Here is a 24,814-nt window from a genome sequence, read left to right as displayed (position 1 = left end):
CGTCAGCCCGGGCCGGCCGGCACCCGGCGCACGAGCCCCCGCACCTGCGAGCTGCACAGCACCAGCGCCGTCGCGACGACGACCAGGGCCGCGCCCCCGAAGAGCGTCGCGGACCGGCCGGCGTGTTCGGCCAGCGGGCCCGCGGCGATCTGGCCGAGCGGCATCGCGACGAACGAGCCGAGCATGTCGTAGGAGTAGACGCGGGCGAGCTTGTCCGGCGGGATGTTCTCCTGCAGCGACACGTCCCATGCGACGGAGAACTGTTCGAGCGCGACGCCCGCGAGGAACATCGCGGCCAGCAGCGGCAGCAGGGACGGCTTCCAACCCAGAGCCAGCATCGGCAGCGCGCCGGCCGAGACCACCGCGACGCCGGTGAAGAGCATCCGCCGCGGTTGCCAGTGGGCGGCGAGGACGCCGCCGAGCAGCGAGCCCGCGGTCTGCATGGCCAGCGCGAACCCCCAGCCGGTGCGGCCTAAGGTGTCGTCGGCGACGAGCGGGCCGATCACCAGCAGCGCACCGGCGGTCGCCGCGTTGACGATCATGAACTGCAGCACCACCAGCCACACCCACGCCCGGGCGCGGAACTCCCGCCAGCCTTCGGCGAGCTCGGCGAGCGGACGGCTACCGGGAACGCGTTCCCCGCGCGGCAGCCGGATCCGCCGGTACGCCAGCGCGGCGCCGAGGAAGAGCAGGGAGTTCCCGGCGAGCGCCCACCCGGAGCCGGCGAAGGCGACGACCACGCCGGCCAGCCCGGCTCCGGCGATGCGGCCGGTGTTCGCCAGCAACCGGACCAGGGCGTTCGCCTGGGTGAGCTGCGATCCGGGCACGGTCGACGGCGTGAGGGCGGCGGCCGCGGGCAGCGAGATGGCCGAGACGGCACCGTTGACGAACCCGAGCCCGGCCAGCAGCGGGACCGAGGCGAATCCACAGAGGACACTCGCGGCCACCGCGGCCTGGGTGAGGGCGGCCGCGGTTTCGGTGCCCTGGAGGATGACCGATCGCGGCAGCCGGTCGGCCAGCATCCCGCCGAACAGCAGCAGAAGCACGTTGGCGAGCGAACGAGCCCCGACGACGATCCCGAGATCGACGGCGGACCCGGTGAGGTCGACCACGGCGAAGGCGAGCGCGAAGGGCGCGACGGCGTTCCCGAACTGGGCCAGGCTCCGGCCGGTGACGAGGGCGCGGAACGGAGCTTCCCGCAGCGGGGCGACGAGTGACGTGGTCACGGGCGCGGCTCCGGCTGGAGAAGACACGGCCGGCGGCGGAAGAGAGCGCTCATCGGCGCGCGGTACCCGGGAGGCACATGGCTTCAGCCAACCACCGCTGTCAACGGCTTAAAGCACGTACGTCGTGCCATCCGAAGGCAGCGAAGCAGCCGCGGCCAGCACCGCGGCGTGCTCGGCCGACGCCGGGTCCAGCACCGGGTTCGTGTTGTTGACGTGCGTGAACGCCCACCGCCGCCCGTCGATCCGGGGCAGGGTCGCCGTGATCGGCAGGTGCCCCATCGCGAGCTGGTCGGGGCCGCCCACCCCGGCCATCTCGTCCGGCGCGTAGAACGTCCCGTCCAGCAGCACGAGAGAAGCGTCCGCGACGAACGCGTCGAACCCGGCAGGCCAGCTGCGCAGGCACGGCGCGTACACCAGCACGCCGCCCGTCGCCGGGTCCGAGATCCGGTAGGCGACCACCCACGGCCCGCCGGAACCGGCCGAGGCGTACTTCGGCCGCTTGTCGCTCACCGGCAGCACCTCGACCCGCAAGCCCGGAACGTCCACAAGGGACGACCACGTCCAGCCGCCGTAGCCGTCCACGATGGCCCGGAACGGCGACAGCGCGGCCAGCACCGCCGACGGTGCCCACACCGGGAGCCCGCCCGACTCGCGCAGCATCAGCAGGCCCAGCGCGTGGTCGAGTTCGGCGTCGGTCAGCAGCACCCCGCGCAGCGGGATCTCCCGCGGCCCCGGGCCGGCCCGCAACTCCGGCGTCCCGAGGATCTGCGCCCGGATGTCCGGCGAGCAGTTCAGCAGGTACCAGCCGGCGCCGTCCGCGCTGATCGCGACGCAGTCCTGCGAGCGCGGCACGAGCCCGGACGTGCAGAGCCGGCACGCGCAATTCCACTGTGGACATCCGCCGCCCGCCGCGGTGCCCAGCAGGATCACCTTCACCGGCGCATGACCAGGTCGGCCACCGGGGGACGGGACAGGATCAGGTCGACCAGGCCGCGTCCGGGCGATCGCGAGCACACCGGGTCCGTGGCCGCGGCGTCGCCGGTGAGCAGGAACGCCTGGCAACGACAGCCACCGAAGTCGAGTTCGCGCCGGTCGCACGTGCGGCACGGCTCGCTCATCCACTCCTCGCCGCGGTAGGCGTTGAACGACGACGAGTCGTACCAGATCTCGGCCAGCGGCGTGTCCCGCACGGACGAAAGCGAAAGCGTCGAGATCGCCGACGCCGCCGGGCACGGTAGCACGGTGCCGTCCGGCGCCACCGTCAGCTGCCGCGCACCCCAGCCGTACATGCACGGCTTCGGGTACGGCTCGTGGTAGTCGGCGACGACGTAGACGATCTCCATCGTGCCCCGCAGGCGCGCGATCGCCGCGCGCACCACGGGCTCGGCCGCGGCCAGCTGCGCGGGGGTCGGCATCAGCGCGTCCCGGTTGCGCAGCGCCCAGCCGTAGTACTGCGTGTTCGCCAGTTCCAGCCGGTCCGCGCCCATCCGCTCGGCCAGCTCGATGATCCCGGCCAGCTGGTCGTGGTTGCGCCGGTGCAGCACCACGTTCAGCGACAGCGGCAGCCCGAACGCCTTCACCAAGGCGGCCGCGGCGAGCTTCCGGTCGTGCGCCTTCGCGCCGGCCAGCAGGTCGGCCCGCTCCCGGGTCGCGCTCTGCGCCGACAGCTGGACGTGTGCCAGCCCGCGTTCGACGAGGTCGTCGAGCCGCGAAGCCGTCAGGCCGAGCCCCGAAGTGACCAGGTTGACGTAGCAGCCGAGCCCGCTCGCGTGCGCGACCAGCTCGGGCAGGTCCGGCCGCAGCAACGGCTCACCGCCGGACATGTGCACCTGCAGGACACCGAGTTCACGCGCCTGGGACAGCACCGACAGCCAGTCCGAAGTGGACAGTTCGGCGTCCCGGGCGGTCAGTTCCACCGGGTTCGAGCAATAAGGACAGTGCAGCGGACAGCGGTGGGTCAGCTCGGCCAGCAGGCCCAGCGGCGGGCTCACGTCCATGCGACGACCCGCCGTTCGCCCAGCCGGGACAGCACCGCCAGGACGTCCTGCGCGACCACGCCCGAGTAGCGCCGCGAAAGCGCCGTCGTGATCTCGGTGACCGACCGGACGCCGTCGCAGAGCTCGAGCACCGCGGCCGCGGTCGTGTTCGGCACCAGGACGCCCTCGGGGAACAGCAGCACGTGCGTCTCCCTCACGTGGTCGAAGGACAGCCGCACGCCGCGGCGCAGCTGCGGAACCGACTCGGCGGTGATCACGCGGCCGCCCGTTCGACCGCGTCGAGCATCGACCACAGGACGTCGCACTTGAACGCCAGCGCGGCGATCGCGCGGTCCTGCTGTTCGCGCGTGACGCAGTGGCGGACCACGATGTCGAGGGTGTCCTTGCCTTCACCGGCGACCTTGTCGATCCGGTTGGTGAAGTAGGCGAGGTCTTCGCGCGCGATCCATGAATAATGGGCGAGCATGTCCGCCACCCGTTGCTGCATCAGGTGCCCGGCGAACATCTCGGTCAGTCCCGACGCGACGGCCTCCCACCAGGGTTTCGTCCGCGCGAAGGTCACGTAGGCGTCCACGGCGAACCGGACGCCGGGAGCGACGTGCCGTTCATCGAGAACCTCGTCGCGGTCCAGGCCGACCGCCGTGCAGAGGCGCAGCCAGCGTTCGATCCCGCCGGTGCCGGCGCTCACGCCGTCGTGGTAGACGATCCGGTCGAGCCACTGGCGGCGGATCTCCGGCAGCGGGCAGTTGCTGATGATCGCCGCGTCCTTCTGCGGCAGCACGCACTGGTAGTACCAGCGGTTCGCCGCCCAGATCCGCAGCGCGCGCTCGTCGAGCTCGCCCGCGTGCAGCCGGCGGTGGAACGGGTGCGTTCCCCAGTACCGGCCGGAAAGACCGCGCAGCGCGTCGATGAATGCGCTTTCCGGGAGTGGCTCGACCGGCATCACGTCAGTCCGCCATGCGGGCCGCGTAGGCGGTGACCTCCATCGGGGTTTCGTACTCGACGAAGTCCGGGGTCGTCCACTCCTCGATCATGTCCTGCTCCTTCTCTCCGGGGCTGATCGTCGCCACCCTAGGAGCGCGCGGAGCAGGCTGACCAGCCAGTTCGGAAAGATTCCTTCCGATGGGGGAGCCGACGTGTCGGTGAGCGGGCTACCTTACCGCAGCTTCGAGTTCCACCAAGGCCGTGTCGAGGTGTGTCAAGATCCGCTGCAGGTGCGGGACGCTGCGGCGGCAGCCGGTGACGCCGAAGTCGAGGTGGTCGCCGTTGCTGGTCAGCGTGATGTTCACGGCCTGGCCGTCGAGCAGCACCGACGCCGGGTAGATGCCGTCGAGGTGGGCGCCGTTCCAGTACATCTGCTTGCGCGGGCCGGGGACGTTCGAGATCACCAGGTTGAACGGCGGCCGCGTGTTCTTGACGACGCCCGGGATCGGCGAGACGCCGAGCTGGGCGACGTTCACCGCCGAGAGCAGCAGCGTCTGCACCGGCGTCAGCTCCGAGAACAGCCGCTTGCCGTTGCGCATCGACTGGTGGATCGTGACGAGCCGCTTGCCCGCGTCCGGCAGGTCGGTGGCCAGGTTGCACAGCAGCGCGCCGATGTTGTTGCCCGCCGCCTCGCCGGGGTCGTTCTGGCGCCGCAGCGACACCGGCACCATCGCGATGAGCGGCGCGTCCGGCAGCGCGCGCTGTTCGATGAGGTAGTCCCGCAGCGCGCCCGAGCACATCGCGAGCACGACGTCGTTGCGCGAGACCCCGGCCGCGGTCGCCACCTGGCGGACGCGGTCCAGCGGCCACTTCTGCGCCGCGAACCGCCGCGCGCCGCCGATCGGCACGTTGAGCATCGTCTTCGGCGCCTGCCCCGGCAGCGTCAGGGTGTGTTCGCCGAACGCCTCCCGCGCGACCTTCATCGCGGCGGGCGCCAGGCTCGCCAGCTGGTTGGCCGTCTTGCCCGCGGTCTGCAGGAACGACCGCGGGCGCTTCACGCGTTCTTCGCCGGGCTTGCGCCGGCTGCCCCACCACGGCGGGCAGTCCATGTCCGAGGGATCGTCCGACAGCGTGCCCTGCAGCTGGCGCAACGCCGAAACGCCGTCCATCAGCGCGTGGTGGACCTTGGTGTAGACGGCGAACCGGCCGTCGTCGAGCCCCTCGATGAGGTGGGTCTCCCAGAGCGGCCGGTGCCGGTCGAGCAGGGTGCTGTGCCAGCGTGAGGTCAGCTCCAGCAACTCGCGGACGCGGCCCGGCCGCGGCAGCGCCGAGTGCCGGAAGTGGTAGTCGAGTTCGAGCTCGGTGTCGTTCGCCCAAGCCACGTGCCCCATCGTGTTGACCGGACGGGCCGGGCGGCGCCGGAACACCGAGCGGAGGTTGTCCGATTCGAGGAGGCTGCTCCGGACATCGCGGAGGTAGTCGTCGCCGGCGCCCTCGGGTTTCTTGAACAGCTGCAGACCGCCCACGTGCATCGGATGCTCGCGCGTTTCGACGAGGAGGAACATCGAATCGGTCACGGGCATCATCGCCATGGGACATCACCTTCTCCAGCTCGGCACGCCGACTCTACGCGCTCGGCGGCCGCCGGTGGATCACGTTCTACTCTGGCGCTACTCTGGCGAGTGTGACCACCCGCGGCGCCGGGGAAACGTGCTTGCCAGCGACGGCAGGCTGCGTCGTGATCGGCGGTGGGGTGATCGGCGTCAGCTGCGCGTTCCGGCTCGCCGAAGCCGGCGCTGTGACAACCGGAGCTTCGCCCCGGGCCGGGGGCTCCGCCACCCGGAACCCCCGAAAAATTGCGGCGTGCTGCTCCTCGAGCGCGGCGCGCTGGGCGGCGGCTCGACGGCGAAGGCCGCGGGCGGCATCCGGTCGTCGTTCACCAGCCGCGTGAACGTCGAGCTCGGCCTGCGCGGGCCGGCCGCGTACCGCACTTTCTCGCGGGACTTCGGCACCGAGATCGACTTCCGCCGCGACGGCTACCTCTACCTCGTCACCGACCCGGCCGATGTGCCCGCGTTCGAACCCTGCGCCGAGTTGCAGCGCGAGTACGGCGTCCGCAGCCACCTGCTCGACCCCGGCGAAGCGAAGAAGGTGCTCCCGCTGGTGGAGACCGACGGCGTCCGGACGGCCTGGGCCGGGTTGTACGAAATGACGCCGGACCGCAACCAGATCATCGGGGAAAGCGTCCTGCTGTCGCGGTTCTTCTACGCGACCGGCTTCTCGGGACACGGCTTCCAGCTGGGCCCGGCCACCGGCGAGCTGATCCGGGACCTCTACCTGCGACGACGGCCGGCGGTGGACATCGCCGAGCTCGACGTCCGCCGGTTCGAAACCGTCGATACCGCACCGGCGGAACACAACATCGTCTAGGGGCCGATTGCCAGATCGTTCAACGATCTGGCAGTATCCGGGTCGTGGCTGTGAGTGGTGCTCGGGAGCTGGTGGACGCGCTGGAAGCGCTCGGAACGGAGATCGTCTTCGGCCTTCCGGGGGTGCACAACCTGCCACTGTGGGAGGCGCTCGGTGAAACCCGCATCAAGCTCGTCGGGGTCCGCCACGAACAGACCGCCGGGTACGCCGCCGACGGGTACGCCCGCGCCACCGGCAAGCTCGGCGTCGCGCTGGTCACCACCGGCCCCGGCGCGGCGAACACCCTCGGCGCGGTCGGCGAGGCCATGGCCTCCGCGGCCCCGGTGCTGGTCATCGCCACCGACATCCCCTCGACGCTGCGGCGGCCCGGCGTCGTCCGCGGCGTGCTGCACGAGACCTCCGATCAGCAGGCGATGTTCGCGCCGGTCACCAAGGGCGGCTTCACCGTGCGGGCCGCCGACCAGATCGGCACCACCGTCCACCGCGCCGCCCGGCTCGCCCAGCTGCCGCAGAGCGGCCCGGTCTACCTCGGCGTGCCCACCGACTACCTGCGCGAGAGCGTCCCGCACCGGCGTCCGCCCGCGCCGCACCGCAAGCCCGACGTCGACGTCCCCGACCTCGCGCGGGCCGAGGCGATGCTGTCCGACGCGCGGCACCCGCTGATCTGGGCCGGTGGTGGCGCGCTGCGGTCGGGCGCGGGTGACGCGATCGGCGCCCTCGCCGAAAAGATCGCCGCGCCGGTGATCACCACGTTCGCCGCCCGCGGGCTGCTCCCGCTCGACCACCCGTGCCTGGCGCCGAACCCGGTGCACACGCCGGAGGTCGGCGAGCTGTGGGACGAAGCCGACGTCGTGCTCGCCATCGGCACCGACTTCGACGGCCTGATGACGCAGAACTGGCGGATGCCCAAGCCGCCGCAGCTGATCGCGATCAACGTCGACGCCGACGACGCCGCCAAGAACTACCAGCCCGACCTGACGCTCGTCGGGGACGCGCGCTCGATCGTCGAGCGGCTGCTGCCGAAGCAGCGGTCCGGGCTCGACGACATCACGCTGCGGCTGGCCGGCATCGGACGGCGCGTGCGCCAGCGGATCCGCGACGAGGAACCGCAGGCCTACGACTTCCTGTCCACTTTGGACGAGGTGCTGCCGACGGACGCCGTGCTGGTCTCGGACATGTGCGTCGCCGGGTACTGGGTCGGCGGCTTCCACCGGGTGCGGGCGCCGCGCAAGCTCGCCTACCCGATGGGCTGGGGCACCCTCGGCTACGGCTTCCCGGCGTCGCTCGGCGCCGCCGCGGCCGGCACCGGGCGCGCCATCTGCATCACCGGCGACGGCGGTTTCCTCTACGCCTGCGGAGATCTGGCGACGCTCGCGCAGGAGCAGCTGCCGGTCACGGTCGTCTTGGTCGACGACGGCGGGTACGGCATGCTCCGCTACGACCAGGACCGCGAGGGCCTGCCGCACCGCGGGGTCGATTGGGACAGCCCCGACTTCGTCGGCCTGGCCCGGTCGTTCGGGGTGCACGCCGACCGCGTCTCCGGCTTCGGCCGGGCGTTCCGGCGGCTGCTCGGCGAGTTCGTCGAGTCGGACGAGCCGAACGTGCTGGTGGTGAAGGCCAAGCTGAAGCCGCCGCTCAACACCTCGCCGCGGTGGTACCGGACATGAGGATCGGCGTCGACATCGGTGGCACGTTCACCGATCTCTGCGCGGTGGACGCGACCGGGATCGTCGCCGTCGGCAAGGTTCTGACCACGCACGACGAGCCGGCCCGCGCGGTCGAGGAGGGCCTGGCCGCGCTGCTCCCGGACCTCGGCGCCGTCGAGCAGGTGGTGCACGGGACGACCCTGGTCACGAACGCCCTGATCGAGCGCACCGGCTCGCGCACCGCGCTGCTGGCCACCGCCGGCTTCCGCGACGTGCTGGAGATGCGCCGTGAGCACCGGTACGAGCTCTATGACCTGCACCTGGAACTGCCCGCGCCGCTCGTGCCCCGGCACCTGCGGTTCGACGTCCCGGAGCGGATCCTCGCCGACGGGTCCGTCCACACCGGACTCGACGAGCGGTACGTCGGCCGGCTCGGCCGGGAACTGGCCGACCGCGGGATCGAGGCCGTCGCGGTCTGCTTCCTGCACGCCTTCACGAACCCGGCGCACGAACGCCGGGTGGCCGAGATCCTCGCCGAGGTCGCACCCTCGCTGCGGGTGGCGCTGTCTTCCGACGTCGTCCCCGAGATCCGCGAGTTCGAGCGAGCCTCGACGACGGTCGCCAACGTCTACGTCCAGGACCTCACCGAACGGTACCTGCGCGACCTCGAACAGCGGCTGCGCCGGCTGGGGATCCGCCGCGCGCCGCACATCATGCTGTCCAACGGCGGACTGGCCACAGTGGACACCGCGGCCCGGCACCCGATCCGCATCCTCGAGTCCGGCCCGGCGGGCGGTGCACTGGCCGCGGCGGCGGCCGGGCCCGGCGACCTGCTCGCTTTCGACATGGGCGGCACCACGGCGAAGCTGTGCCTGATCGCGGGCGGCGCACCGCTGGTGACGCACCAGTTCGAAGTGGACCGCAAGTACCGGCTGCTGCCCGGCTCGGGGCTGCCGGTGCGGGTGCCGGTCACGGACATGATCGAGATCGGCGTCGGCGGTGGCTCGATCGCCCGGATCGACGCGCTGGGCCTGCTCACCGTCGGCCCCGATTCGGCAGCCTCCGAGCCCGGCCCGGTCTGCTACGGCCGCGGCGGCGCCGAGCCCACGGTCACCGACGCCGACCTCGTGCTCGGCTACCTCGACCCGGCCTACTTCCTCGGCGGCGGCATGCGCCTGGACGCCGAGGCCGCCAGAGCGGTGCTCCGCGAAAAGATCGCCGATCCGCTCGGGGTGAGCGTCGAAGAGGCCGCCTGGGGCATCCACACGAGCGTCAACGACGACATGGCCAACGCCGCGCGGGTGCACGCCGTGGAGCGCGGTCACGACCCGGCGAAGCTGCCGATGTACACCTTCGGCGGGGCGGGCCCGGTGCACGGCGCCGGCGTCGCGCGGGCGCTCGGGGCGCCTTCGGTCGTCGCGCCGCCGGCCGCCGGGGTGCTGAGCGCGGCCGGGTTCCTCACCGCGCCGCTGGCGTTCGACTTCGTCCGGTCGGCTCGCGCGGCCGTCCACGACCTGGCGTGGGAGCAGGCCGACGCGCTGTTCGCCGAGATGGAAGCCGAGGGCGCGGCGCTGCTGGCGAAGTCCGGGGTGGACGACGTGACGCACCACCGCGTCGCCGAGATGCGCTACGCCGGGCAAGGCTACGAGATCCGCGTCCCGGTCCACGACGGGCCATGGCCCGCAACGCTGCTCGACGAGTTCACCCGCACCTACCGCGCGCTCTACCGGCGCACCGGACCCGAGGTCGGCGTCGAGGTGCTGAACTGGCGGGTCGTCTCGAGCGGTCCGAAGCCGGAGGTCACCTTGCGGCTGACGGCGCACGGCACCGGGGGCGACGCGCGCAAGGGGACTCGCCGGGCGTACTTCCCGGCGGCGGGTGGATTTGTCGACACGGCGGTGTTCGACCGGTACCTGCTGGCGCCCGGAACCCGCGTCGACGGACCGGCCATCGTGGAGGAACGCGAGTCCACGGTGGTCGTGCCGCCCGGCGCGCACGGCGTCGTCCGGTCCGACGGCGCCTTGGCGGTGACGGTGTGAGCCCCGGCGACGCACGTGCGGCGATGGGCATTGACCCCATCGTCGTCGGGCTGTTCGGCAACCGCCTGCACTCGATCCTCGCCGAGCAGCAGAACGCGCTGGTCAACACGGCCTTCTCCGCGGTCGTGCGTGAGTCGTTCGACCTCGCCTGCGCGGTGTTCGACTCGCGCGGCGAGATGATCGGCCAGTCCGTCGGCGGGACGCCGGGGCACATCAACGCGATGGCGACCGGCATGCACCACTTCGTCGCGGCCTACCCGCCGGAGACCCTCGAACCCGGCGATGTGCTGCTCACCAACGACCCGTGGCAGACTGCGGGCCAGCTCAACGACATCACGGTGGCGACCCCGGTGTTCCGGAACGGCCGGCTGGTCGCGTGGTTCGCCTCGTGCTGCCACGCGCCGGACATCGGCGGGCGGCTGGTGTCCGCCGAGGCCCACGAGGTCTTCGAAGAGGGCCTGCGCCTGCCGATCCTGAAGTTCCTGCGCGCGGGCGAGGTCAACGCCGACCTGGAACGGCTGATCCGGGCGAACGTCCGGACACCGGAAGAGACCATCGGCGACCTGTACGCGCAGGTCGCCGGCAACGAGGTCGGCGCGGCGAGCCTGCTGCGGCTGCTGGACGAACTCGGCCTCGAGAGCCTGGACGAAGTCGCCGCCGAGCTCATGGACCGCTCGGAGCGGGCGTTGCGCGACGCGCTGCAGGCGCTGCCCGACGGCACGTACACCAACGAAATCGGCACCGACGGCTTCGACGACGAAGAGATCGTCCTGCGCGTCACGGCCACTGTGGCCGGTGACGAGATCCACCTCGACTTCGCCGGTTCCTCGCCACAAAGCCGCCGGGGGATCAACGTGGTTTTGAATTACACGCGGGCTTATGCGTCGTTCGCGGTCAAGGCGGCGATCTCGCCGGAGGTGCCGCACAACGCCGGGTCGTTCCGGCCGGTGCACGTCACCGCGCCCGAAGGCTCGGTGCTGAACTGCCTGCCTCCGGCGCCGGTCGCGTCCCGGCACCTGATCGGGCACTTCCTGCCGTCGCTGCTGATCGGCGCGCTGCCCGGCACGGCGATCGCGCCGAGCGCGGACGCGCTGTGGATGACCATCTGGCGCGGTCCGGGGTTCATGCTGAACGTCTTCCAGACCGGCGGCACGGGTGCGCGCTCGAACAAGGACGGCCTGTCCACCACCGGGTTCCCGAGCGGCCTGCGGTCGACGCCGACCGAGGTGATCGAAACCATGGCGCCGCTGGTCCAGCACGCGCGGGAACTGCGCGTGGACTCCGGTGGCGCCGGCCGGTTCCGCGGCGGCCTCGGACAGGTGACCACGATGGGCGTACTCGACGTGACTTCCTGGAGCGTCAACGGGAACGTCGACCGGGTCCGCGCCGCCGCGTCCGGGGTGGACGGTGGGGGGCCCGGTGCGCCCGGCCGGTTCGGCCTGCGCGCCGGGGTGGATCTGCCCGCCAAGAGCCGCGTGCCGCTGGCCGCCGAGTCCGTTGTGGACGTCACGCTGCCCGGTGGCGGCGGGTACGGGCCGCCGTCCGCACGGCCGGTGGCGGCGGTGCTCGCCGACGTCGTCGAGGGTTACGTCTCGAGGGAAGCGGCGCGCGAGGTGTACGGCGTCGAAGTGCGTTACCTCGGGGACCCGGACGCGCTGGTTCGGCTGCCCGAAGACTACGCGGTGGACGAAGAGCAGACAGCACGACTGAGAGCAGGGCAGTGAACATGGGTCGGTTGGCCGGCAAGGTTGCGGTGGTCTTCGGCGGCGCGCGGGGCATCGGCCTCGCCACGGTGAAGGAGTTCCTCGCCGAGGGTGCGACGGTCTTCGCCTCCGACATCCGCGAGCCCGCGGAAGCACTCGACGGCTACCGCCATTCCATAGTGGACGCCACCGACGAGGACGCCGTGGCGGCGTTCGTCGACGGGGTGGTCGCCGAGACCGGCCGCATCGACGTGCTGTTCAACAACGTCGGCATCCACCTCGGCAAGTCCCTTGTGGACACGACGCTGGCCGAGTTCGACCACATCTTCGCGCTCAACGTGCGGGCCGCCTTCCTCGGCACCCGCGCTGTGCTGCCGCACATGATCGAACAAAAGGCGGGCAGCATCATCACGACGTCGTCGAACGGCGGCGTGATGGGCCGTCCCGGCGACCCGGTGTACAACGCCACCAAGCACGCGCTGGTCGGGCTCACGAAGTCCCTCGCCGTCGCCCACGCCCACCAGGGCATCCGGGCCAACACGGTGAACCCCGGCGCGATCGACACCGACATGCTGCGCAGCACCCTCGCGTCGCCGGAAGACTTCGAGGCCAAGCAGCACCAGCTGGTCGCGAGCACGCCCGCGGCGCGGGTCGGCGAGGCCTGGGAGGTCGCGAAGGCCGTGGTGTTCCTGGCGAGCGACGAGTCCCGGTTCGTCAACGGCGTCGTGCTGCCGATCGACGGCGCGAAGGCCGCGGGGGCGATGCCGGGCAACCGGTACAGCCTCGACTTCGAACTCGGCGTCAGGTAGTGCCGTGACCGTCGATGCCTCGGGACTGGAGAGCGCGCGGCACCTGCTCGAGCGCAGCGGCACGGCCGAGCGGGTCGCCGCGATCCTGCGCCAGTACATCACCGACGGAGTCTTCGCCCCCGGTGAACGGCTGTCCGAGCCGGTGATCAGCTCGGCGCTCGGCGTCTCGCGCAACACGCTGCGCGAATCGTTCCAGCTGCTCGCCCACGAGCGGCTGGCGGTGCACGAGCTGAACCGCGGCGTGTTCGTGCGCGAGCTGACGACGGAGGACATCGAGGACCTCTACGTCGTGCGCCGCGCGACCGAATGCGGTGCCCTGCGCCGCGCGGCCGAGCTGTCCACAGTGGATCTTTCGGTGGTCGAGCAGGCGCTGCGGGACGGCCGGACGGCGGCGGCGGCCGAGGACTGGCCGTCGGTCGGCACCGCCAGCATCCACTTCCACCAGGCCCTCGCCGACCTGGCGGGCAGCGAGCGGCTGTCCGCGACGATGCGCCAGGTGCTCGCCGAGACGCGGTTGTTCTTCGTGCTGAACGAGAACACGCGCGAGTTCTACGAGCCGTTCCTGGACTGCCACGAAAAGATCCTGCGCGACCTGCGCCGCGGCCGGTTCGCCGCCGCCGAGGCCGCGCTGGACCGCTACCTGCGTGACGCCGAAGCCCGGCTGCTGGAGCTCAGTGCACCGGCGCCGGGAACCGCACCACCGGGAACACCACGCTGAAGGCGTACGGCCTGCGGATCGTGACGAGGTGGTACCGCCCGTCGGCGCCGGCCACCCAGCTGTGCCAGGCGATCGTGCGGAGGACGGAACACGCGCGGTAGCCGGTGGCGGGCGCACCGGCGGGTCCGGCCGTGGCGGCCGGTGCCGAGGCGAGCAGCACGGCGGTCACGGCGACAACGGTCCCCGCACGTCGGAAGCACACCACCCCACTCAACCCGGGGACAACCCCCGACCGGAAAGGATTCGAGCCGGTTCAAATCCGCCGCTTCGGCTGCTACCGTCGGTGAGTGTTCAAGCTGCGGGTCGACACCGAGACGGTGGCCAGAACACGGTTTTCCCCGTCGCTGGCGGCGGAGTCCCTCGCCTGGCTGAAGCTCGCCGCCGACGCCGCACGGCACCCGGTGTTCGGCGATCCCGGCCCGCTCGCCCGCGCGGCGCTTTCCCACCCGGACGTCGCCCTGCTCCTGGACCTGCTGCCGCGCCCCGGCGAGGTCTACACCCCCGACCTGCTCACCCCGCAGCCCGGCACGGCGACCCGGCACCGGGAGCTGCTCGACGAGCAGATCGCGCGGATCGAGGCGACCACGCAGGCCGAGGTCGAAACCCAGGTGCTGGCCCACACGCAGGTCCACTGGCCCCGGCCGGTGCCGCTCACCGCCCGGCGGAGCGTGGAGGCGGGGACGATGCCGCGACGCTTGGCCAACGGCCTCGCCCGGTTCTGGCGGGACGCGCTGGCCGAGGACTGGGCCGGCCTGCAGGCGGTCCTCGACCGTGACATCACCCACCGCGCGCAGGCCATCGCCCGGTACGGCGTCGGCGGGGTGCTCGGCAGCCTGCACCCCACCATCGGCTGGGCCGGCGACGCCATCACCGTCGTGAAGCCGTTCGACGGCGAGGCCGACGTCTCCGGCCGGGAGCTGGTCCTCGCCCCTGGCGTGCTCAGCTGGCCCGTCACCAGCATCCAGATCGACGTCCCCGGCCAGGTCGTCCTCCGCTACCCGGCCCACGGCGTCGGCACGAGCGCCGGCCACCGGCCGGGCCGGATCGCGCCGGTCGTCGGCGCGGCCCGGGCGGCGCTGCTGGCCGACCTCGAACCCCCGCGGTCGACCACGGAGCTCGCCGCCCGGACCGGGTACAGCCCGGGCACCGTCTCCTACCACCTGAGCGCGTTGCACCGGGCGGGCCTGGTCAGCAAGGTCCGGGACGGGCGGTACGTGCTCTACCGGCGGACCGCCCAGGCCGTCACGCTCCTCGAAGGGGACGTGTCCGGGTAGAAAGGGGGCTCGACCCCGAGCTCGAGGAGGAGCCGTCGATGCCCCCTGCTGTCCGCCCGCTGGACGGGATCAAGGTCGTCGACCTCTCCCGCATCCTCGCCGGGCCGTACTGCACCCAGCACCTCGGCGAAATGGGCGCGGACGTGGTGAAGGTCGAGCCGCCGGGCCACGGCGACGACACCCGCGGCTGGGGGCCGCCGTTCGTCGGCGACGAGGCCGTCTACTACCTGGCCGCGAACCGGAACAAGCGCGGGATCGTGCTCGACCTCAAGAGCGACCGCGGGCGCGAAGCCCTGCGTCGGCTGGTCGCGGAGGCCGACGTGCTCGTCGAGAACTTCCGTCCGGGCACCCTCGAGAAGTGGGGCATCGGGTACGACGCGCTGTCCGCGCTCAACCCGCGCCTGATCCACGTGTCGATCACCGGGTTCGGGCAGACCGGGCCGTACCGCGACCGCGCGGGGTACGACCTGGTGGCGCAGGCCCTCGGCGGCGTGATGTCGCTGACCGGCGAGCCGGACGGCGCGCCGGCGAAGGTCGGGCTGCCGGTGGCCGACCTGAACGCGGGGACGTGGGCGATCATCGGCGTGCTGATGGCGTTGCAGGCCCGGCACACGACCGGCCGCGGCCAGTACCTCGACGTGTCCCTTTTGGACAGTCAGCTGGCCTGGCACGTCTACGCAGCGGGCGCTGTGTTCTACGACGCGCCGCGGCCGCGCCGGATGGGCTCGGCGCACCCGACCATCGTCCCGTACCAGGGCTACCACGTCGCCGACGGCTGGCTGATCATCGCGGTCGGCAGCGAAAAGCTGTGGCACGCGTTCTGCGGGGTGCTCGGCCTGGACATCGCTTCCGATCCGCGGTTCGCGTCCAACGCCGCGCGCTCGGCGCACCGCGACGAGCTGAACGCGCTGCTGGAACCGGTGCTCCTGAGCCGCCCGGCGGCGGAGTGGATGAAGGCGTTCGACGGGGCGGGCATCCCGGCGGCCCCGATCAACGAGATCGACGACGTCTACGCGGACCCGTGGGCGGCCGCGCGCGACCAGGTGGTCCGGCTGCCGCACCCGACGGTGGGGACGTATGTCGGCACGGGCTTCCCGGTGAAGGCGTCGGAGACCCCGGCCCGGCCGACGTCCGCCCCGCCGACCCTGGGTCAGCACACCGCGGAAGTGCTGGCCGAGCTGGGGTACTCGGCGGAAGAGATCGCGGAGTTCCTGGACTGACCGGCCATGTTCGGGGGGCGAACTGTGCACGATGGAGTGTTCGCGCTCGCCGCTCCTGCCTGGTAGGGATGGGGGCAGGAGTGAGGAGGACCGATGTCAGCACAGCACGCCCTGTGGCACCCGTTCGCCGACATGGGCGCGGTCGACGGCGACCGGATGGTCATCACCCGAGGCGAGGGCTCGTACGTCTGGGACGACGCGGGCCGCCGGTACTTCGACGCGACGGCGTCGCTCTGGTACGCGAACTTCGGCCACGGCCGCCCGGAGATCACCGAAGCCGTCTCCCGCCAGCTGGGGGAGCTCGACTCGTGGAACCTGTTCGGCTACAACGCGAACCGGCCGGCGATCGAGCTGGCGGACCGCGTCGCGGCATTGGCGCCGGAGCCGGGATCGAAGGTGTTCTTCGGCTCGGGCGGCGGCGACGTCATCGACACGGCGGTGAAGCTCGCGCGGGCGTACTTCGCCCAGACGGGACGCCCGGAGAAGGTGCACGTGATCGGCCGGGCCCAGGGCTACCACGGAACGCACGGATTCGGCACGGCGGTGGGCGGCATCCCGGCGAACGCGGCAGGCGTCGGCCCGCAGCCACCGGAGTTTTCGCACGTCCCGTACGACGACGCGGCGGCGCTGGAGGCGGAGATCCAGCGGGTCGGCGCCGCCCGCGTGGCGGCGTTCTTCTGCGAGCCGGTGATCGGAGCGGGCGGCGTGCTGCTCCCGCCGGAGGGCTACCTCGAGGAGGTCGCGGCGATCTGCCGCCGGCACGAGGTGCTGTTCGTGGCGGACTGCGTGATCGCGGCCTGGGGCCGGCTGGGCACGTGGTTCGGGATCGATCGCTGGCCGGTGCGGCCGGACCTGATCACGACGGCCAAGGGCATCACGGGCGGGACCATCCCGCTGGGTGCGCTGGTGGTGGCTCCGCGGGTGGCGGAGCCGTTCTTCACGGGTGAGCCGGGAGCCCCGGTCTTCCGCCACGGCCCGACGTACGCGGGCCACCCGGTGGCCTGCGCGGCGGGCTTGGCGACGTTGGACATCTACGAGCGCGACGGGCTGATCCCCCGAGGCCGCGAGCTGGAGAAACCCCTGGCGGACGCGGTATCGGGCGTCAGCGGGCACGCACTGGTCGCGGAGGTCCGGGCCGGGTTGGGCTTCCTGGCGGCGGTGGAGCTGACGCCGGAGGTGCTGGACGCGGACCCGGGAGCCCCGGTGAAGCTGCAGCGGGCGTGCCGGGACGAGGGCGTGATCGTCCGGAACCTGGGCCGTGGGGTGGCGGTCTCGCCGCCGCTGGTGGCGGCCGAGCCGGAGCTGGACCTGCTGTCGGCGGCCCTGCCCAAGGCGCTGGACCGCCTGGCGGCACAGGTGTGACGTCATGAATGACTCATTCCTGGCATCCGACGCCAGGAATGAGTCATTCATGACGCTTGCGCCGGCGGCGGCCCCCCAGCCCGTCGCCGGCCCCGGCCCCCGGTCGACCTAGCCTCATCCCGGCCCCGGCCCCGGCCCCGGCCCCGGCCCCGGCCCCGGCCCCGGCCCCGGCCCCGGCGGCCCCCAGCCCGTTGCCGGCCCCCGGCCCCGGCCCGGTCAGGAGATGCAGAACTCGTTCCCCTCCGGATCCGCCATGGTCACCCAGCTGTGCGGCCCCTGCCGCCCCCGCCACAGGAACTCCGCGCCGCGCGACTTCAGCTTCTCCAGCGTGGCCTCGACGTTCTCCGCGCCCACCCAGACATCCAGGTGCACCCGGTTCTTCACCGTCTTCGCCTCGGGAACCTCCTGGAACAAGATCCGCCGTGGTGGTCCCTCCGGTGGCGAGTCCGGGTGGCGGATCCCCGCTCCCGCTTTCCAGACCAGCGAACCCCGGTAGGTCCGGGTCTCGTCCTCCGTGGCGTACCCCTTCGCGATCATCTCGCGGATGAAGTCCCCGTCCGTCGGTTCCACGGACCAGCCGAGGGTCTCGGCCCACCAGTCGGCGAGCACGTGCGGGTCGGCCGAATCCACCACTACCTGGAAGTCATGCGCCATACCGGCACATTAACCACCGAGTCCGACATTTTCCGGAGCATCGGGTCCTCGGGCACGACCGTGAAGCGCCACTTGTCCACGCCGCCGCCCATGATTTCGGCGTACCGGCGGGCACCGTCGGCGTTGGCGAACCGGACCTGCTGGCCGTTCGTCAGGTGGGTGATCTTGACCGCCACGACTACCTCCCGAAGTTGGTGGGCCGGCCCGCGGAGCTTCCCCCTCCGGGACCGGCAGGCACAGTAGAACACATGTTCGACCGGCCGCGCCACTCTCTCCCCCAACTAGGGGAGCACTCAAAGAAACCGCAGGTCAGAGCGGTCGGATCATCGCGACGCGTGGCCAGGCGTCCAGGCCCCGGGCCGCTTCCGCACGGCGGATCGAGCGCAGCCCGGCGCCGATTTCCGCCTCCGGGACGACCCGGAACCGCAGCCTCTCGTAGTACGGCGCGTTCCACGGCACGGTTTCGAACGTCGTCAGCGTCAGGGCCGTCAGCCCCCGCGAACCGGCCCATTCGGCGAGCGTCTCGATCAGCGCGCTGCCGAGCCCGCGCCGCGCGTGCGACGGCCGGACCGAGACCTGCTCGATGTGCGCGCACCCGTCGACGACTTCCGCGATCAAGTAGGCCACCGGCCGGTCGTCGTCGTCCACGCTCACCCACGCACGGCCGGCGGACTGGTACACCGCCAGCTCCGCCACCGAGCCCGGGTCGTCGTCGGCGATCGCCGCCATGCCGACGTCGCGGAAGAGCGCACCGGCTTCGCGCTCGACGTCGATGAGCGCGGGCAGGTCGTCGGGGCGCGCGAGCCGGATCACCCGGGCAGTTCTACGCGCCCGCGCGGAATTCTCACAGCGAATAAGACGCGATCGCCCGCTGGATCCGGATCGCGTACTCCTGCAGGGCGGTGATCGCCGTGTGCCGGGTCTCCTCGGTGATCCGGGCGGCCGGCCCGGCCATGCTCAGCACGGTGGGCCGCCTGCCGATCGTCTGCACCGGCACCGAACAGGCCCAGACGCCTTCGTCGAGCTCACCGGAGCTGACCGCGTACCGGTTTTCCAGCGCCCGCTTGAGTTCGTCGCGCACGCCGGTACCGCGCTGCTCGACGATCGACGCCCACCGCCGGTCGCGCTCGATCTCCGGCAGCAGCGCGAGGAGCATCTTCCCGGACGCGCCGACCCCGAGCGGCAGCGAATGCCCCGGCTCGAACGTGAACCGCATGGCGCGGTCGCACTCGACGCGGTCCGCGCACACGGCGGAGTCGCCGAACTGCTGGAACAGCATCACCGTCTCGCCGAGTTCCCGGGCCGCCTCCTCCATCGCCGGCCGCGCCAGCCGCACCATGTCGTTCGCCAGCTGGGCTGCCCGCGCCAGCGGCATCACCTGGCTGGTCAGGTGGTAGTGCCCGGCCCGGCCCTCCTCGAGCAGCTGGAGTTCCTTGAGCAGGGCCACGTACCGGTAGGTCGTCGCCACCGGGGTGCCGATCGTCGCGGCCAGCTCGGCGACGCTCGCCTCCCACCGGCGCTCCGAAAAGGCCAGCAGCAGCTGGAGGACCTTGCGGGAGCTGCTGGCACCGGGGGTGCGTCGGGGGGAAGTGGTGGCGGAACCGTCGACGGTACTGACGGCAGGCGTCATCGTGACCTCTCGGTGAGACAAAAACGACCTTCGCTATCACACGGGGTGAATAAATTACCACGTAGTGTGAAAGGAAGGCCAGCAATGGCCCCGGAAAAGGGGCCATCGCCGGCAGGCGGGGGTCACATCGTGAGGAACTCGCCCGGTTTCGTCACCACGGGTGACTCCACGTAGAGCCCGCGGTACTCGTCCTGGATGCCGGAGTTGTGCACCTGCAGCGCCAGCGGGCCGACGCGCCCGGCGGTCTTGTCGGTGAACTGCAGCACTTCGACGCCCTTGCAGGTGATGGCCGTGCCGGTGAGCGGGCAGCACGCCATCCGCGCCACCCCGGTCGCGGCGTCGCCGATCAGCTCGCACTGCGCCCACTTCTTGATGTCGATGGTCGTGTGCGGCAGCTGCTTGAACAGTTTCCCGCCGCCGTCGTTGTGCCCCGGCCGGTAGTCCCAGTGCCCGCCGTTCGGCGGCTGGAACTGGATGGCGCTCAGCGCGTCGCGGATCGGCTCGGTGGTGCCCCAGATCAGCACGGTCGGTTTGTGGTTGCCCTTGACCTGCCGGACATTGAATATCCACCGAAACGTACCGACCTGCTGTTTGTTGTAGTACAACCAGCCGCGCGCGGTGCCATTGCCGTGGATGACGCCGTTTTTCGCCGACCACAGCCCGGTTTTCGACGAAGTCCACGCGCTGAGGTCCGTGCCGTCGAACATCGAGACCAGATTCGGGTCGCCGTAAGGGTTTTCCGCGACAACGGCCGCGGCCGGCGCCGCCGCGCCGGTCGACATCACGAAGATCGCCGCGGCCAGCACACCGAAGAGCTTCCGGAACATTCCTGCCGTCCTCTCGTGAACGCGAATCGAGGGTTCGGACGGCGGATTTTCACGTTAGGAGCCGCGCGGGTGGACCGTCAACCGCGGTCCCGGTCAGCGGTGAGGAACGGCGTCAGCAGGCCGGGGAGGGCCCGGTCGGCCAGCGCCAGCCCGGCCGCCTCGCCGACGTCGAGCACCTGGTACTTGCCCTTGCCCGCGGCGACCGGCGCGATCAGCGTGACCAGGCCGGCCCGGCGCTGGAAGTACGAGCGCTCGACGACGATCCCGGTCAGCCCGTCGCAGCGGACCGCCGCCGTGCCGCGGTCCAGCGAACCCGACCGCGTCACCAGGTAGCGGCCGGTGAGCGCGTGGCCGAGGCCGCGGTAGCGGTCCCAGCCGACGAGCGCGGCGAACGGCACCAGCACGAGCGCGGCCTGCCACGGCCAGTCCGGCAGCGCGCCGAGCCACGCCAGGCCGTAGAGCGCCGCGGCCAGCAGCAGCACGCCGAGAACCGCCCGCGAAAGCCGCCGGTACAGCGCCCGGCGCGGGTGCCGCACCAGCGGCGTCGCGACCGGGTCCTCGCCCAGCACCTCGGCGACGACTTCATGCGTACGCACCAGGGGCGCCGGCGGCAGCAGCAGGCTGCCGCCCTTGTCCGCGCTCTTGCCTTCCCGCAGGCCGGCGGCGATGGCGACGCAGCGGGCGCCGCCGGCCAGCCGCAGCGGCAGCGGCTCGCGGATTTCGGCGCCCCGCAGGCGGTCCTCCTCGATCGACACCGACCGCGTGGTGATCAGCCCGCGCCGGACGTGCAGCGTGCCGGCGGGCTCGCGGGTGAGCCGGAAGTTCCAGAACGACAGCACGTAGCCGCCGATCGAAAGCAGCGAGACGAGCACCAGCAGCCCGACGGCGGCGACCACCAGGCTCAGCCACACCGGGGTGTCGGCGAAGTGCCCGACGACGGCCTGGACCAGGGAGAACTGGACCGGGTCGAAGTGCAGTTCGTGCGCGAAGTGGTAGACCGTGCCGACGACCGCGCCGACCACGGCGAGCCCGGACAGCGTGAACGGCGCGTACCGCAGCCACCGCTTGTCGACCGCGGCGATCAGCTGCTCCGGCGGCGCGGCGGCCTCCGTCGCCGCGGCCACGGCCTCGGTCTTGCGGTGCAGCAGGAGCGTCCGCAGCCGCTGGGCCTCGGCGGTGGTGACGGCGTCGAGGACGAGCTCGTCCTTGCCCGGCCCCTTGCCGTGCGAGTGCCGCCCGGTGCCGATCCGCGCGGCGGCCAGGGAGAACAGCCGGTGTTTCGGCTCGGAGGTGACGTCGACCGTGCGGATCCGGTCACGCGGGATCGCCCGCTGCTTGCGCTGCAGCAGCCCGGTGCGCCACTCGACCTGCGACTCGGTGATCCGGTAGCGCGAGGTCAGCACGTGCGAGACACCGGTGAACACGGCGATCGCGGTGAACACGAGGCCGATCCACTGCCACGGTTCGCCGTGGCCGAACAGCAGCGCGCCCAGCAGCACCGGCAGCGACTTCACCAGGTCGAGCACGGGCCGGATGAGCAGCATGCGCCGGTCGAGGTGGTGCCACGGCGCGTCCTGGGTGCCCTCGGCGGGCGGGGTGACGGCGGGTTCGGTGCTCTCCGCCGCTTCCGTGGGGGTCACGTCGCGTCCCCGCGCACGGCCTGGGTCGTCTTCGTCAGCTCTTCGGCCAGCGCGAGCGCGCGGTCGTGGGCCAGGCCCGCGATGCGCAGCGGGCCCGCCGCGGACGCCGTCGTCACGGTGATCTTCGCCAGCCCGAACAGCTGCTCGAACGGGTCGCGCTCGATGTCGACGGTCTGGATCCGCGAGACCGGCGCGATCCGCCACTCCTGCTTCAGCCAGCCGGACTGCGTGTAGACGGCCTCGCCGGTGACCTCCCAGCGGTGCACGCGGTAGCGCCACTGGGGCATCACGATCAGGTGGAGGGGACCGAGCACGCAGGAGATCGCGAGCGTCACGGTCAGGAACGACGGGGGATCGTCGCTGGTCACCACGATGAGCGTCTGCACGCCGATCAGGATGATCCACAGGATCGAGGCGGTCACCGTCCAGTAGCCGATGGCCCGGCGGCTGACCCGGTGCGCCGGCGGCCGCAGCCGCCACGCCGTGTTCGTGGTGTGTTCGCTCACCGCTCAAGCGTGCCCGATCGGTGACTTGCGCGCCCACGACACTTGTCACGATGCCGATCCGGTCCGGTCTCGATAGCGGGGCGTTACGATCGGCGACACCGTCGGAGGAATGGAATCGCCGTCGGGCTGTGTTGTGCTTGACGGATGCACGTGTCGGAGAGCAGGAGGATCCGGTGGGACTCGATCCCGACGACCTGTACGAGGTGGACTCGGACGTCCCCGACCTGACCGGGGCGGTGCTGCTGCACCACTTCGAAGGGTTCATGGACGCCGGATCGGCGGGCCGTCTGCTGGCCGAGCACCTGCTCGGCGGCGAGCACCGGGTGGTCGCCCGCTTCGACGTCGACCGGCTCATCGACTACCGCTCGCGGCGGCCGACGATGACCTACGCGGTCGACCACTGGGAGGACTACGACGCGCCCGAGCTGGTGGTGCACCTGCTGCACGACACCGACGGCATCCCGTTCCTGCTGCTGTCGGGCCCCGAGCCGGACCACGACTGGGAGCGGTTCAGCGCGGCGGTCCGGAACCTGATCGAGCGCTGGGGCGTCCGGCTGACCGCCGGCTTCCACGGCATCCCGATGGGCGCGCCGCACACCCGCCCGCTCGGCGTCACCGCGCACGCGACTCGCAAGGACCTCATCGGCGACAACCAGCCGCTGCCGAACCGGCTGCAGGTGCCGGGCAGCCTCGCCGCGCTGCTGGAGTACCGGCTCGGCGAGTGGGGCCACGACGCGATGGGCTTCGCCGCGCACGTGCCGCACTACCTCGCCCAGTCGACGTACCCGGCGGCGTCGCTGATCGTGCTCGACGCGCTGAGCCGGGCGACCGGGCTGAGCCTGCCCGAGGGCGAGCTGCGCGCGGCCGCGGACCTGGCCGACGCCGAGATCAACCGGCAGGTCGCGGAGTCCGACGAGATCGCCGACGTCGTCCGCGCCCTGGAGCGCCAGTACGACACGTTCATCGAGGCCTCCGACCGGGGCAGCCTGCTCGCGGAGTCGGTCGAGCACATGCCGACGGCGGAGGAGCTCGGCTCGCAGTTCGAGCGGTTCCTCGCCGAGCAGAACGGTGGCGACGGACCCGAGCGCTGATGACCCGCTACGACGAGATCGGCGTCGGTTACGCGCGGGGGAGGCGGACCGACCCGCGCTGGCTCACGCCGGTGCTGTCGGCGCTGGGTTCGGCGGCTTCGGTGCTGGACGTCGGTTCGGGGACGGGCTCGTACGAGCCGCCTTCCCGGCACGTCGTCGCGGTCGAGCCGTCGGCGGAGATGATCCGGCAACGTCGTCCCGGGGCCGCGCCGGTGGTGCGGGCGGTCGCGGAGGCGCTGCCGTTCGGTTCTGCGGCGTTCGACGCCGCGCTGGCGGTGCTGACCGTGCACCACTGGGGTGACTGGCGCCGCGGGCTGGCCGAGCTGCGCCGGGTCTCGCGCCGCCAGGTCGTCCTGGCCTACGACACCGCGCTGCACAACGACTTCTGGCTGGTGCGGGAGTACGTGCCGGAGGTGGCTTCGCTCGAGCGTTCGCGGCCTTCGGCGCCGGAGATCGCGGAGTTCCTCGGGGCGTCTTCGGTGCTTCCGTTGCCGGTGCCGTGGGACTTCACCGACGGCGTCTTCCCGGCGTTCTGGCGCCGGCCGGAGGCCTACCTCGACCCCGCGGTCCGCCAGTCGTGTTCGGCGCTGGCCCAGACCGCCCCGGAGGCGGTTTCCCGCGGCATGGCCCGGCTGCGGGCGGACCTGGAGTCCGGCCGCTGGCACGCGGACCACGCGGAGCTGCTGGACCTGCCGGAGTGGGACGCGGGCTTCCGGCTGATCGTGGCGTAGCAGCTCACCATTCGCTGTGCGCCGGCTTGCCGACGGCTTTCGACGTGCCCCGGAATTCGTCCTGGCCCGGGATGGCCGGCAGCCGCGCGGTGAACTCCTCGATCGTCGCCACCGCTTCCTCGCCCGCCGCCGTCAGCCGCCGAACCACCGCCCGTGTTCGCGCGGGTGGGGCTGCTTGGCGACCAGGCCCGCCTCGACGAGCCGGGTCACCACGGCGGTCACCGCCGATTCGCGCTGACCTTCGCCGCGGGCTTCCGGCCCAACGGGTCCGAGCTGACCACTCCCGCCCCGGCCGGCTCCCCGCCCTCCCAGGCAGGGTTCCGGCAAAGTCTTTTGGCCTGGTTGCAGGGCGGGCACGGCCCTCGTTGATCATGTGATTGTCTAGGT

General features: G+C 72.0%; 27 protein-coding genes. 11 read left to right on the top strand and 16 right to left on the bottom strand.

The window, feature by feature from the left end:
- Positions 1–2: 2 nt before the first annotated feature.
- The 7 genes from ISP_RS40670 to ISP_RS40640 form a co-directional block, all read right to left on the bottom strand.
- Positions 3–1,226, bottom strand: coding sequence for an MFS transporter (locus tag ISP_RS40670; protein WP_013229610.1), 1,224 nt, complete (start codon positions 1,224–1,226; stop codon positions 3–5).
- Positions 1,227–1,334: 108 nt separating this feature from the next.
- Positions 1,335–2,162 (bottom strand): pyrroloquinoline quinone biosynthesis protein PqqB, encoded by an 828-nt coding sequence (pqqB, locus tag ISP_RS40665; RefSeq protein WP_013229609.1) that lies wholly within the window; start codon positions 2,160–2,162, stop codon positions 1,335–1,337.
- Entirely contained in the window at positions 2,159–3,223 is a 1,065-nt protein-coding gene (pqqE, locus tag ISP_RS40660; RefSeq protein ID WP_013229608.1) for a pyrroloquinoline quinone biosynthesis protein PqqE, read from the bottom strand. The genes pqqB and pqqE overlap by 4 nt, the downstream gene beginning before the upstream one ends.
- The gene (pqqD, locus tag ISP_RS40655; protein WP_013229607.1) at positions 3,214–3,480 is read right to left on the bottom strand and encodes a pyrroloquinoline quinone biosynthesis peptide chaperone PqqD; all 267 of its coding nucleotides are present in this window, start codon (positions 3,478–3,480) and stop codon (positions 3,214–3,216) included. The genes pqqE and pqqD overlap by 10 nt, the downstream gene beginning before the upstream one ends.
- Entirely contained in the window at positions 3,477–4,166 is a 690-nt protein-coding gene (gene pqqC, locus ISP_RS40650; RefSeq protein WP_014467700.1) for a pyrroloquinoline-quinone synthase PqqC, read from the bottom strand. Before pqqC ends, pqqD begins: the two co-directional genes overlap by 4 nt.
- 4 nt (positions 4,167–4,170) lie before the next feature.
- Positions 4,171–4,257: a pyrroloquinoline quinone precursor peptide PqqA gene (gene pqqA / locus ISP_RS40645; protein ID WP_034284891.1), complete on the bottom strand. Its 87-nt coding sequence runs from the start codon at positions 4,255–4,257 to the stop codon at positions 4,171–4,173.
- A gap of 117 nt (positions 4,258–4,374) precedes the next feature.
- Complete coding sequence (locus ISP_RS40640; protein ID WP_013229605.1) at positions 4,375–5,739, bottom strand: WS/DGAT/MGAT family O-acyltransferase; 1,365 nt, start codon at positions 5,737–5,739, stop codon at positions 4,375–4,377.
- A 271-nt stretch (positions 5,740–6,010) separates the two neighbouring features.
- Here ISP_RS40640 and ISP_RS40635 point away from each other — a divergent pair, with 271 nt between their 5' ends.
- The 6 genes from ISP_RS40635 to ISP_RS40610 all read left to right on the top strand — a co-directional run bounded on the left by ISP_RS40635 (position 6,011) and on the right by ISP_RS40610 (position 13,492).
- Positions 6,011–6,577 carry an NAD(P)/FAD-dependent oxidoreductase gene (locus ISP_RS40635; protein WP_013229604.1) on the top strand — a complete coding sequence of 189 codons (567 nt, stop codon included), beginning with the start codon at positions 6,011–6,013 and terminating at the stop codon, positions 6,575–6,577.
- Positions 6,578–6,648: 71 nt separating this feature from the next.
- Positions 6,649–8,244 carry a thiamine pyrophosphate-binding protein gene (locus ISP_RS40630; protein ID WP_013229603.1) on the top strand — a complete coding sequence of 532 codons (1,596 nt, stop codon included), beginning with the start codon at positions 6,649–6,651 and terminating at the stop codon, positions 8,242–8,244.
- Positions 8,241–10,262: a hydantoinase/oxoprolinase family protein gene (locus ISP_RS40625; protein WP_013229602.1), complete on the top strand. Its 2,022-nt coding sequence runs from the start codon at positions 8,241–8,243 to the stop codon at positions 10,260–10,262. Before ISP_RS40630 ends, ISP_RS40625 begins: the two co-directional genes overlap by 4 nt.
- A 23-nt stretch (positions 10,263–10,285) precedes the next feature.
- A complete protein-coding gene (locus ISP_RS40620) occupies positions 10,286–11,986 on the top strand; it encodes a hydantoinase B/oxoprolinase family protein (protein ID WP_013229601.1) in 1,701 nt (566 codons plus the stop codon).
- A 2-nt stretch (positions 11,987–11,988) separates the two neighbouring features.
- Complete coding sequence (locus ISP_RS40615) at positions 11,989–12,774, top strand: SDR family NAD(P)-dependent oxidoreductase (RefSeq protein WP_034284907.1); 786 nt, start codon at positions 11,989–11,991, stop codon at positions 12,772–12,774.
- Positions 12,775–12,778: 4 nt separating this feature from the next.
- Positions 12,779–13,492 carry a GntR family transcriptional regulator gene (locus ISP_RS40610; RefSeq protein WP_013229599.1) on the top strand — a complete coding sequence of 238 codons (714 nt, stop codon included), beginning with the start codon at positions 12,779–12,781 and terminating at the stop codon, positions 13,490–13,492.
- Here ISP_RS40610 and ISP_RS40605 read toward each other — a convergent pair.
- Entirely contained in the window at positions 13,446–13,661 is a 216-nt protein-coding gene (locus tag ISP_RS40605) for a hypothetical protein (RefSeq protein WP_013229598.1), read from the bottom strand. The two genes, ISP_RS40610 and ISP_RS40605, sit on opposite strands and share 47 nt — an antisense overlap.
- A gap of 118 nt (positions 13,662–13,779) precedes the next feature.
- On the opposite strand from ISP_RS40605, the gene ISP_RS40600 reads away from it, so the two are divergent.
- From ISP_RS40600 to ISP_RS40590, 3 genes are all read left to right on the top strand, one after another.
- Positions 13,780–14,766 (top strand): DUF5937 family protein, encoded by a 987-nt coding sequence (locus tag ISP_RS40600; protein ID WP_013229597.1) that lies wholly within the window; start codon positions 13,780–13,782, stop codon positions 14,764–14,766.
- Between the two features lie 38 nt (positions 14,767–14,804).
- Positions 14,805–15,986, top strand: coding sequence for a CaiB/BaiF CoA transferase family protein (locus tag ISP_RS40595; RefSeq protein ID WP_013229596.1), 1,182 nt, complete (start codon positions 14,805–14,807; stop codon positions 15,984–15,986).
- 93 nt (positions 15,987–16,079) lie between these two features.
- Complete coding sequence (locus ISP_RS40590; RefSeq protein ID WP_013229595.1) at positions 16,080–17,348, top strand: aminotransferase family protein; 1,269 nt, start codon at positions 16,080–16,082, stop codon at positions 17,346–17,348.
- 216 nt (positions 17,349–17,564) lie between these two features.
- Here ISP_RS40590 and ISP_RS40585 read toward each other — a convergent pair whose 3' ends face one another.
- The 7 genes from ISP_RS40585 to ISP_RS40555 all read right to left on the bottom strand — a co-directional run bounded on the left by ISP_RS40585 (position 17,565) and on the right by ISP_RS40555 (position 22,605).
- The gene (locus ISP_RS40585; protein ID WP_013229594.1) at positions 17,565–17,981 is read right to left on the bottom strand and encodes a VOC family protein; all 417 of its coding nucleotides are present in this window, start codon (positions 17,979–17,981) and stop codon (positions 17,565–17,567) included.
- The gene (locus ISP_RS40580; protein ID WP_004561810.1) at positions 17,981–18,178 is read right to left on the bottom strand and encodes a hypothetical protein; all 198 of its coding nucleotides are present in this window, start codon (positions 18,176–18,178) and stop codon (positions 17,981–17,983) included. The genes ISP_RS40585 and ISP_RS40580 overlap by 1 nt, the downstream gene beginning before the upstream one ends.
- A 133-nt stretch (positions 18,179–18,311) precedes the next feature.
- Positions 18,312–18,815: a GNAT family N-acetyltransferase gene (locus ISP_RS40575; RefSeq protein ID WP_013229593.1), complete on the bottom strand. Its 504-nt coding sequence runs from the start codon at positions 18,813–18,815 to the stop codon at positions 18,312–18,314.
- A 31-nt stretch (positions 18,816–18,846) separates the two neighbouring features.
- Entirely contained in the window at positions 18,847–19,632 is a 786-nt protein-coding gene (locus ISP_RS40570) for an IclR family transcriptional regulator (protein ID WP_013229592.1), read from the bottom strand.
- Between the two features lie 122 nt (positions 19,633–19,754).
- Positions 19,755–20,459 carry a 3-keto-alpha-glucoside-1,2-lyase-like domain-containing protein gene (locus tag ISP_RS40565; RefSeq protein WP_013229591.1) on the bottom strand — a complete coding sequence of 235 codons (705 nt, stop codon included), beginning with the start codon at positions 20,457–20,459 and terminating at the stop codon, positions 19,755–19,757.
- A 77-nt stretch (positions 20,460–20,536) separates the two neighbouring features.
- Positions 20,537–22,099 (bottom strand): PH domain-containing protein, encoded by a 1,563-nt coding sequence (locus ISP_RS40560; RefSeq protein WP_013229590.1) that lies wholly within the window; start codon positions 22,097–22,099, stop codon positions 20,537–20,539.
- Positions 22,096–22,605 carry a PH domain-containing protein gene (locus ISP_RS40555; RefSeq protein WP_013229589.1) on the bottom strand — a complete coding sequence of 170 codons (510 nt, stop codon included), beginning with the start codon at positions 22,603–22,605 and terminating at the stop codon, positions 22,096–22,098. Before ISP_RS40555 ends, ISP_RS40560 begins: the two co-directional genes overlap by 4 nt.
- A 173-nt stretch (positions 22,606–22,778) precedes the next feature.
- Here ISP_RS40555 and ISP_RS40550 point away from each other — a divergent pair, with 173 nt between their 5' ends.
- Positions 22,779–23,696 (top strand): proteasome assembly chaperone family protein, encoded by a 918-nt coding sequence (locus tag ISP_RS40550; protein ID WP_013229588.1) that lies wholly within the window; start codon positions 22,779–22,781, stop codon positions 23,694–23,696.
- Complete coding sequence (locus ISP_RS40545; RefSeq protein WP_013229587.1) at positions 23,696–24,427, top strand: class I SAM-dependent methyltransferase; 732 nt, start codon at positions 23,696–23,698, stop codon at positions 24,425–24,427. The genes ISP_RS40550 and ISP_RS40545 overlap by 1 nt, the downstream gene beginning before the upstream one ends.
- 4 nt (positions 24,428–24,431) lie before the next feature.
- Here ISP_RS40545 and ISP_RS40540 read toward each other — a convergent pair whose 3' ends face one another.
- The gene (locus ISP_RS40540) at positions 24,432–24,575 is read right to left on the bottom strand and encodes a hypothetical protein (RefSeq protein ID WP_014467699.1); all 144 of its coding nucleotides are present in this window, start codon (positions 24,573–24,575) and stop codon (positions 24,432–24,434) included.
- Between the last annotated feature and the right edge of the window lie 239 nt (positions 24,576–24,814).

Origin of the sequence: Amycolatopsis mediterranei (assembly GCF_026017845.1) — a bacterium.
GTDB lineage: Bacteria > Actinomycetota > Actinomycetes > Mycobacteriales > Pseudonocardiaceae > Amycolatopsis > Amycolatopsis mediterranei.
The sequence above is the reverse complement of the archived record's forward strand: the minus strand, read 5'-3'. Positions and strand labels throughout refer to the sequence as shown.

Excerpts from the sequence above, each read along its gene's own strand:
- pqqE (WP_013229608.1), bottom strand. The coding sequence starts at position 3,223 with ATGGACGTGAGCCCGCCGCTGGGCCTGCTGGCCGAGCTGACCCACCGC.
- pqqC (WP_014467700.1), bottom strand. The coding sequence starts at position 4,166 with ATGCCGGTCGAGCCACTCCCGGAAAGCGCATTCATCGACGCGCTGCGC.
- pqqA (WP_034284891.1), bottom strand. The coding sequence starts at position 4,257 with ATGATCGAGGAGTGGACGACCCCGGACTTCGTCGAGTACGAAACCCCG.
- ISP_RS40640 (WP_013229605.1), bottom strand. The coding sequence starts at position 5,739 with ATGGCGATGATGCCCGTGACCGATTCGATGTTCCTCCTCGTCGAAACG.
- ISP_RS40625 (WP_013229602.1), top strand. The coding sequence starts at position 8,241 with ATGAGGATCGGCGTCGACATCGGTGGCACGTTCACCGATCTCTGCGCG.
- ISP_RS40620 (WP_013229601.1), top strand. The coding sequence starts at position 10,286 with ATGGGCATTGACCCCATCGTCGTCGGGCTGTTCGGCAACCGCCTGCAC.
- ISP_RS40615 (WP_034284907.1), top strand. The coding sequence starts at position 11,989 with ATGGGTCGGTTGGCCGGCAAGGTTGCGGTGGTCTTCGGCGGCGCGCGG.
- ISP_RS40595 (WP_013229596.1), top strand. The coding sequence starts at position 14,805 with ATGCCCCCTGCTGTCCGCCCGCTGGACGGGATCAAGGTCGTCGACCTC.
- ISP_RS40590 (WP_013229595.1), top strand. The coding sequence starts at position 16,080 with ATGTCAGCACAGCACGCCCTGTGGCACCCGTTCGCCGACATGGGCGCG.
- ISP_RS40570 (WP_013229592.1), bottom strand. The coding sequence starts at position 19,632 with ATGACGCCTGCCGTCAGTACCGTCGACGGTTCCGCCACCACTTCCCCC.
- ISP_RS40565 (WP_013229591.1), bottom strand. The coding sequence starts at position 20,459 with ATGTTCCGGAAGCTCTTCGGTGTGCTGGCCGCGGCGATCTTCGTGATG.
- ISP_RS40545 (WP_013229587.1), top strand. The coding sequence starts at position 23,696 with ATGACCCGCTACGACGAGATCGGCGTCGGTTACGCGCGGGGGAGGCGG.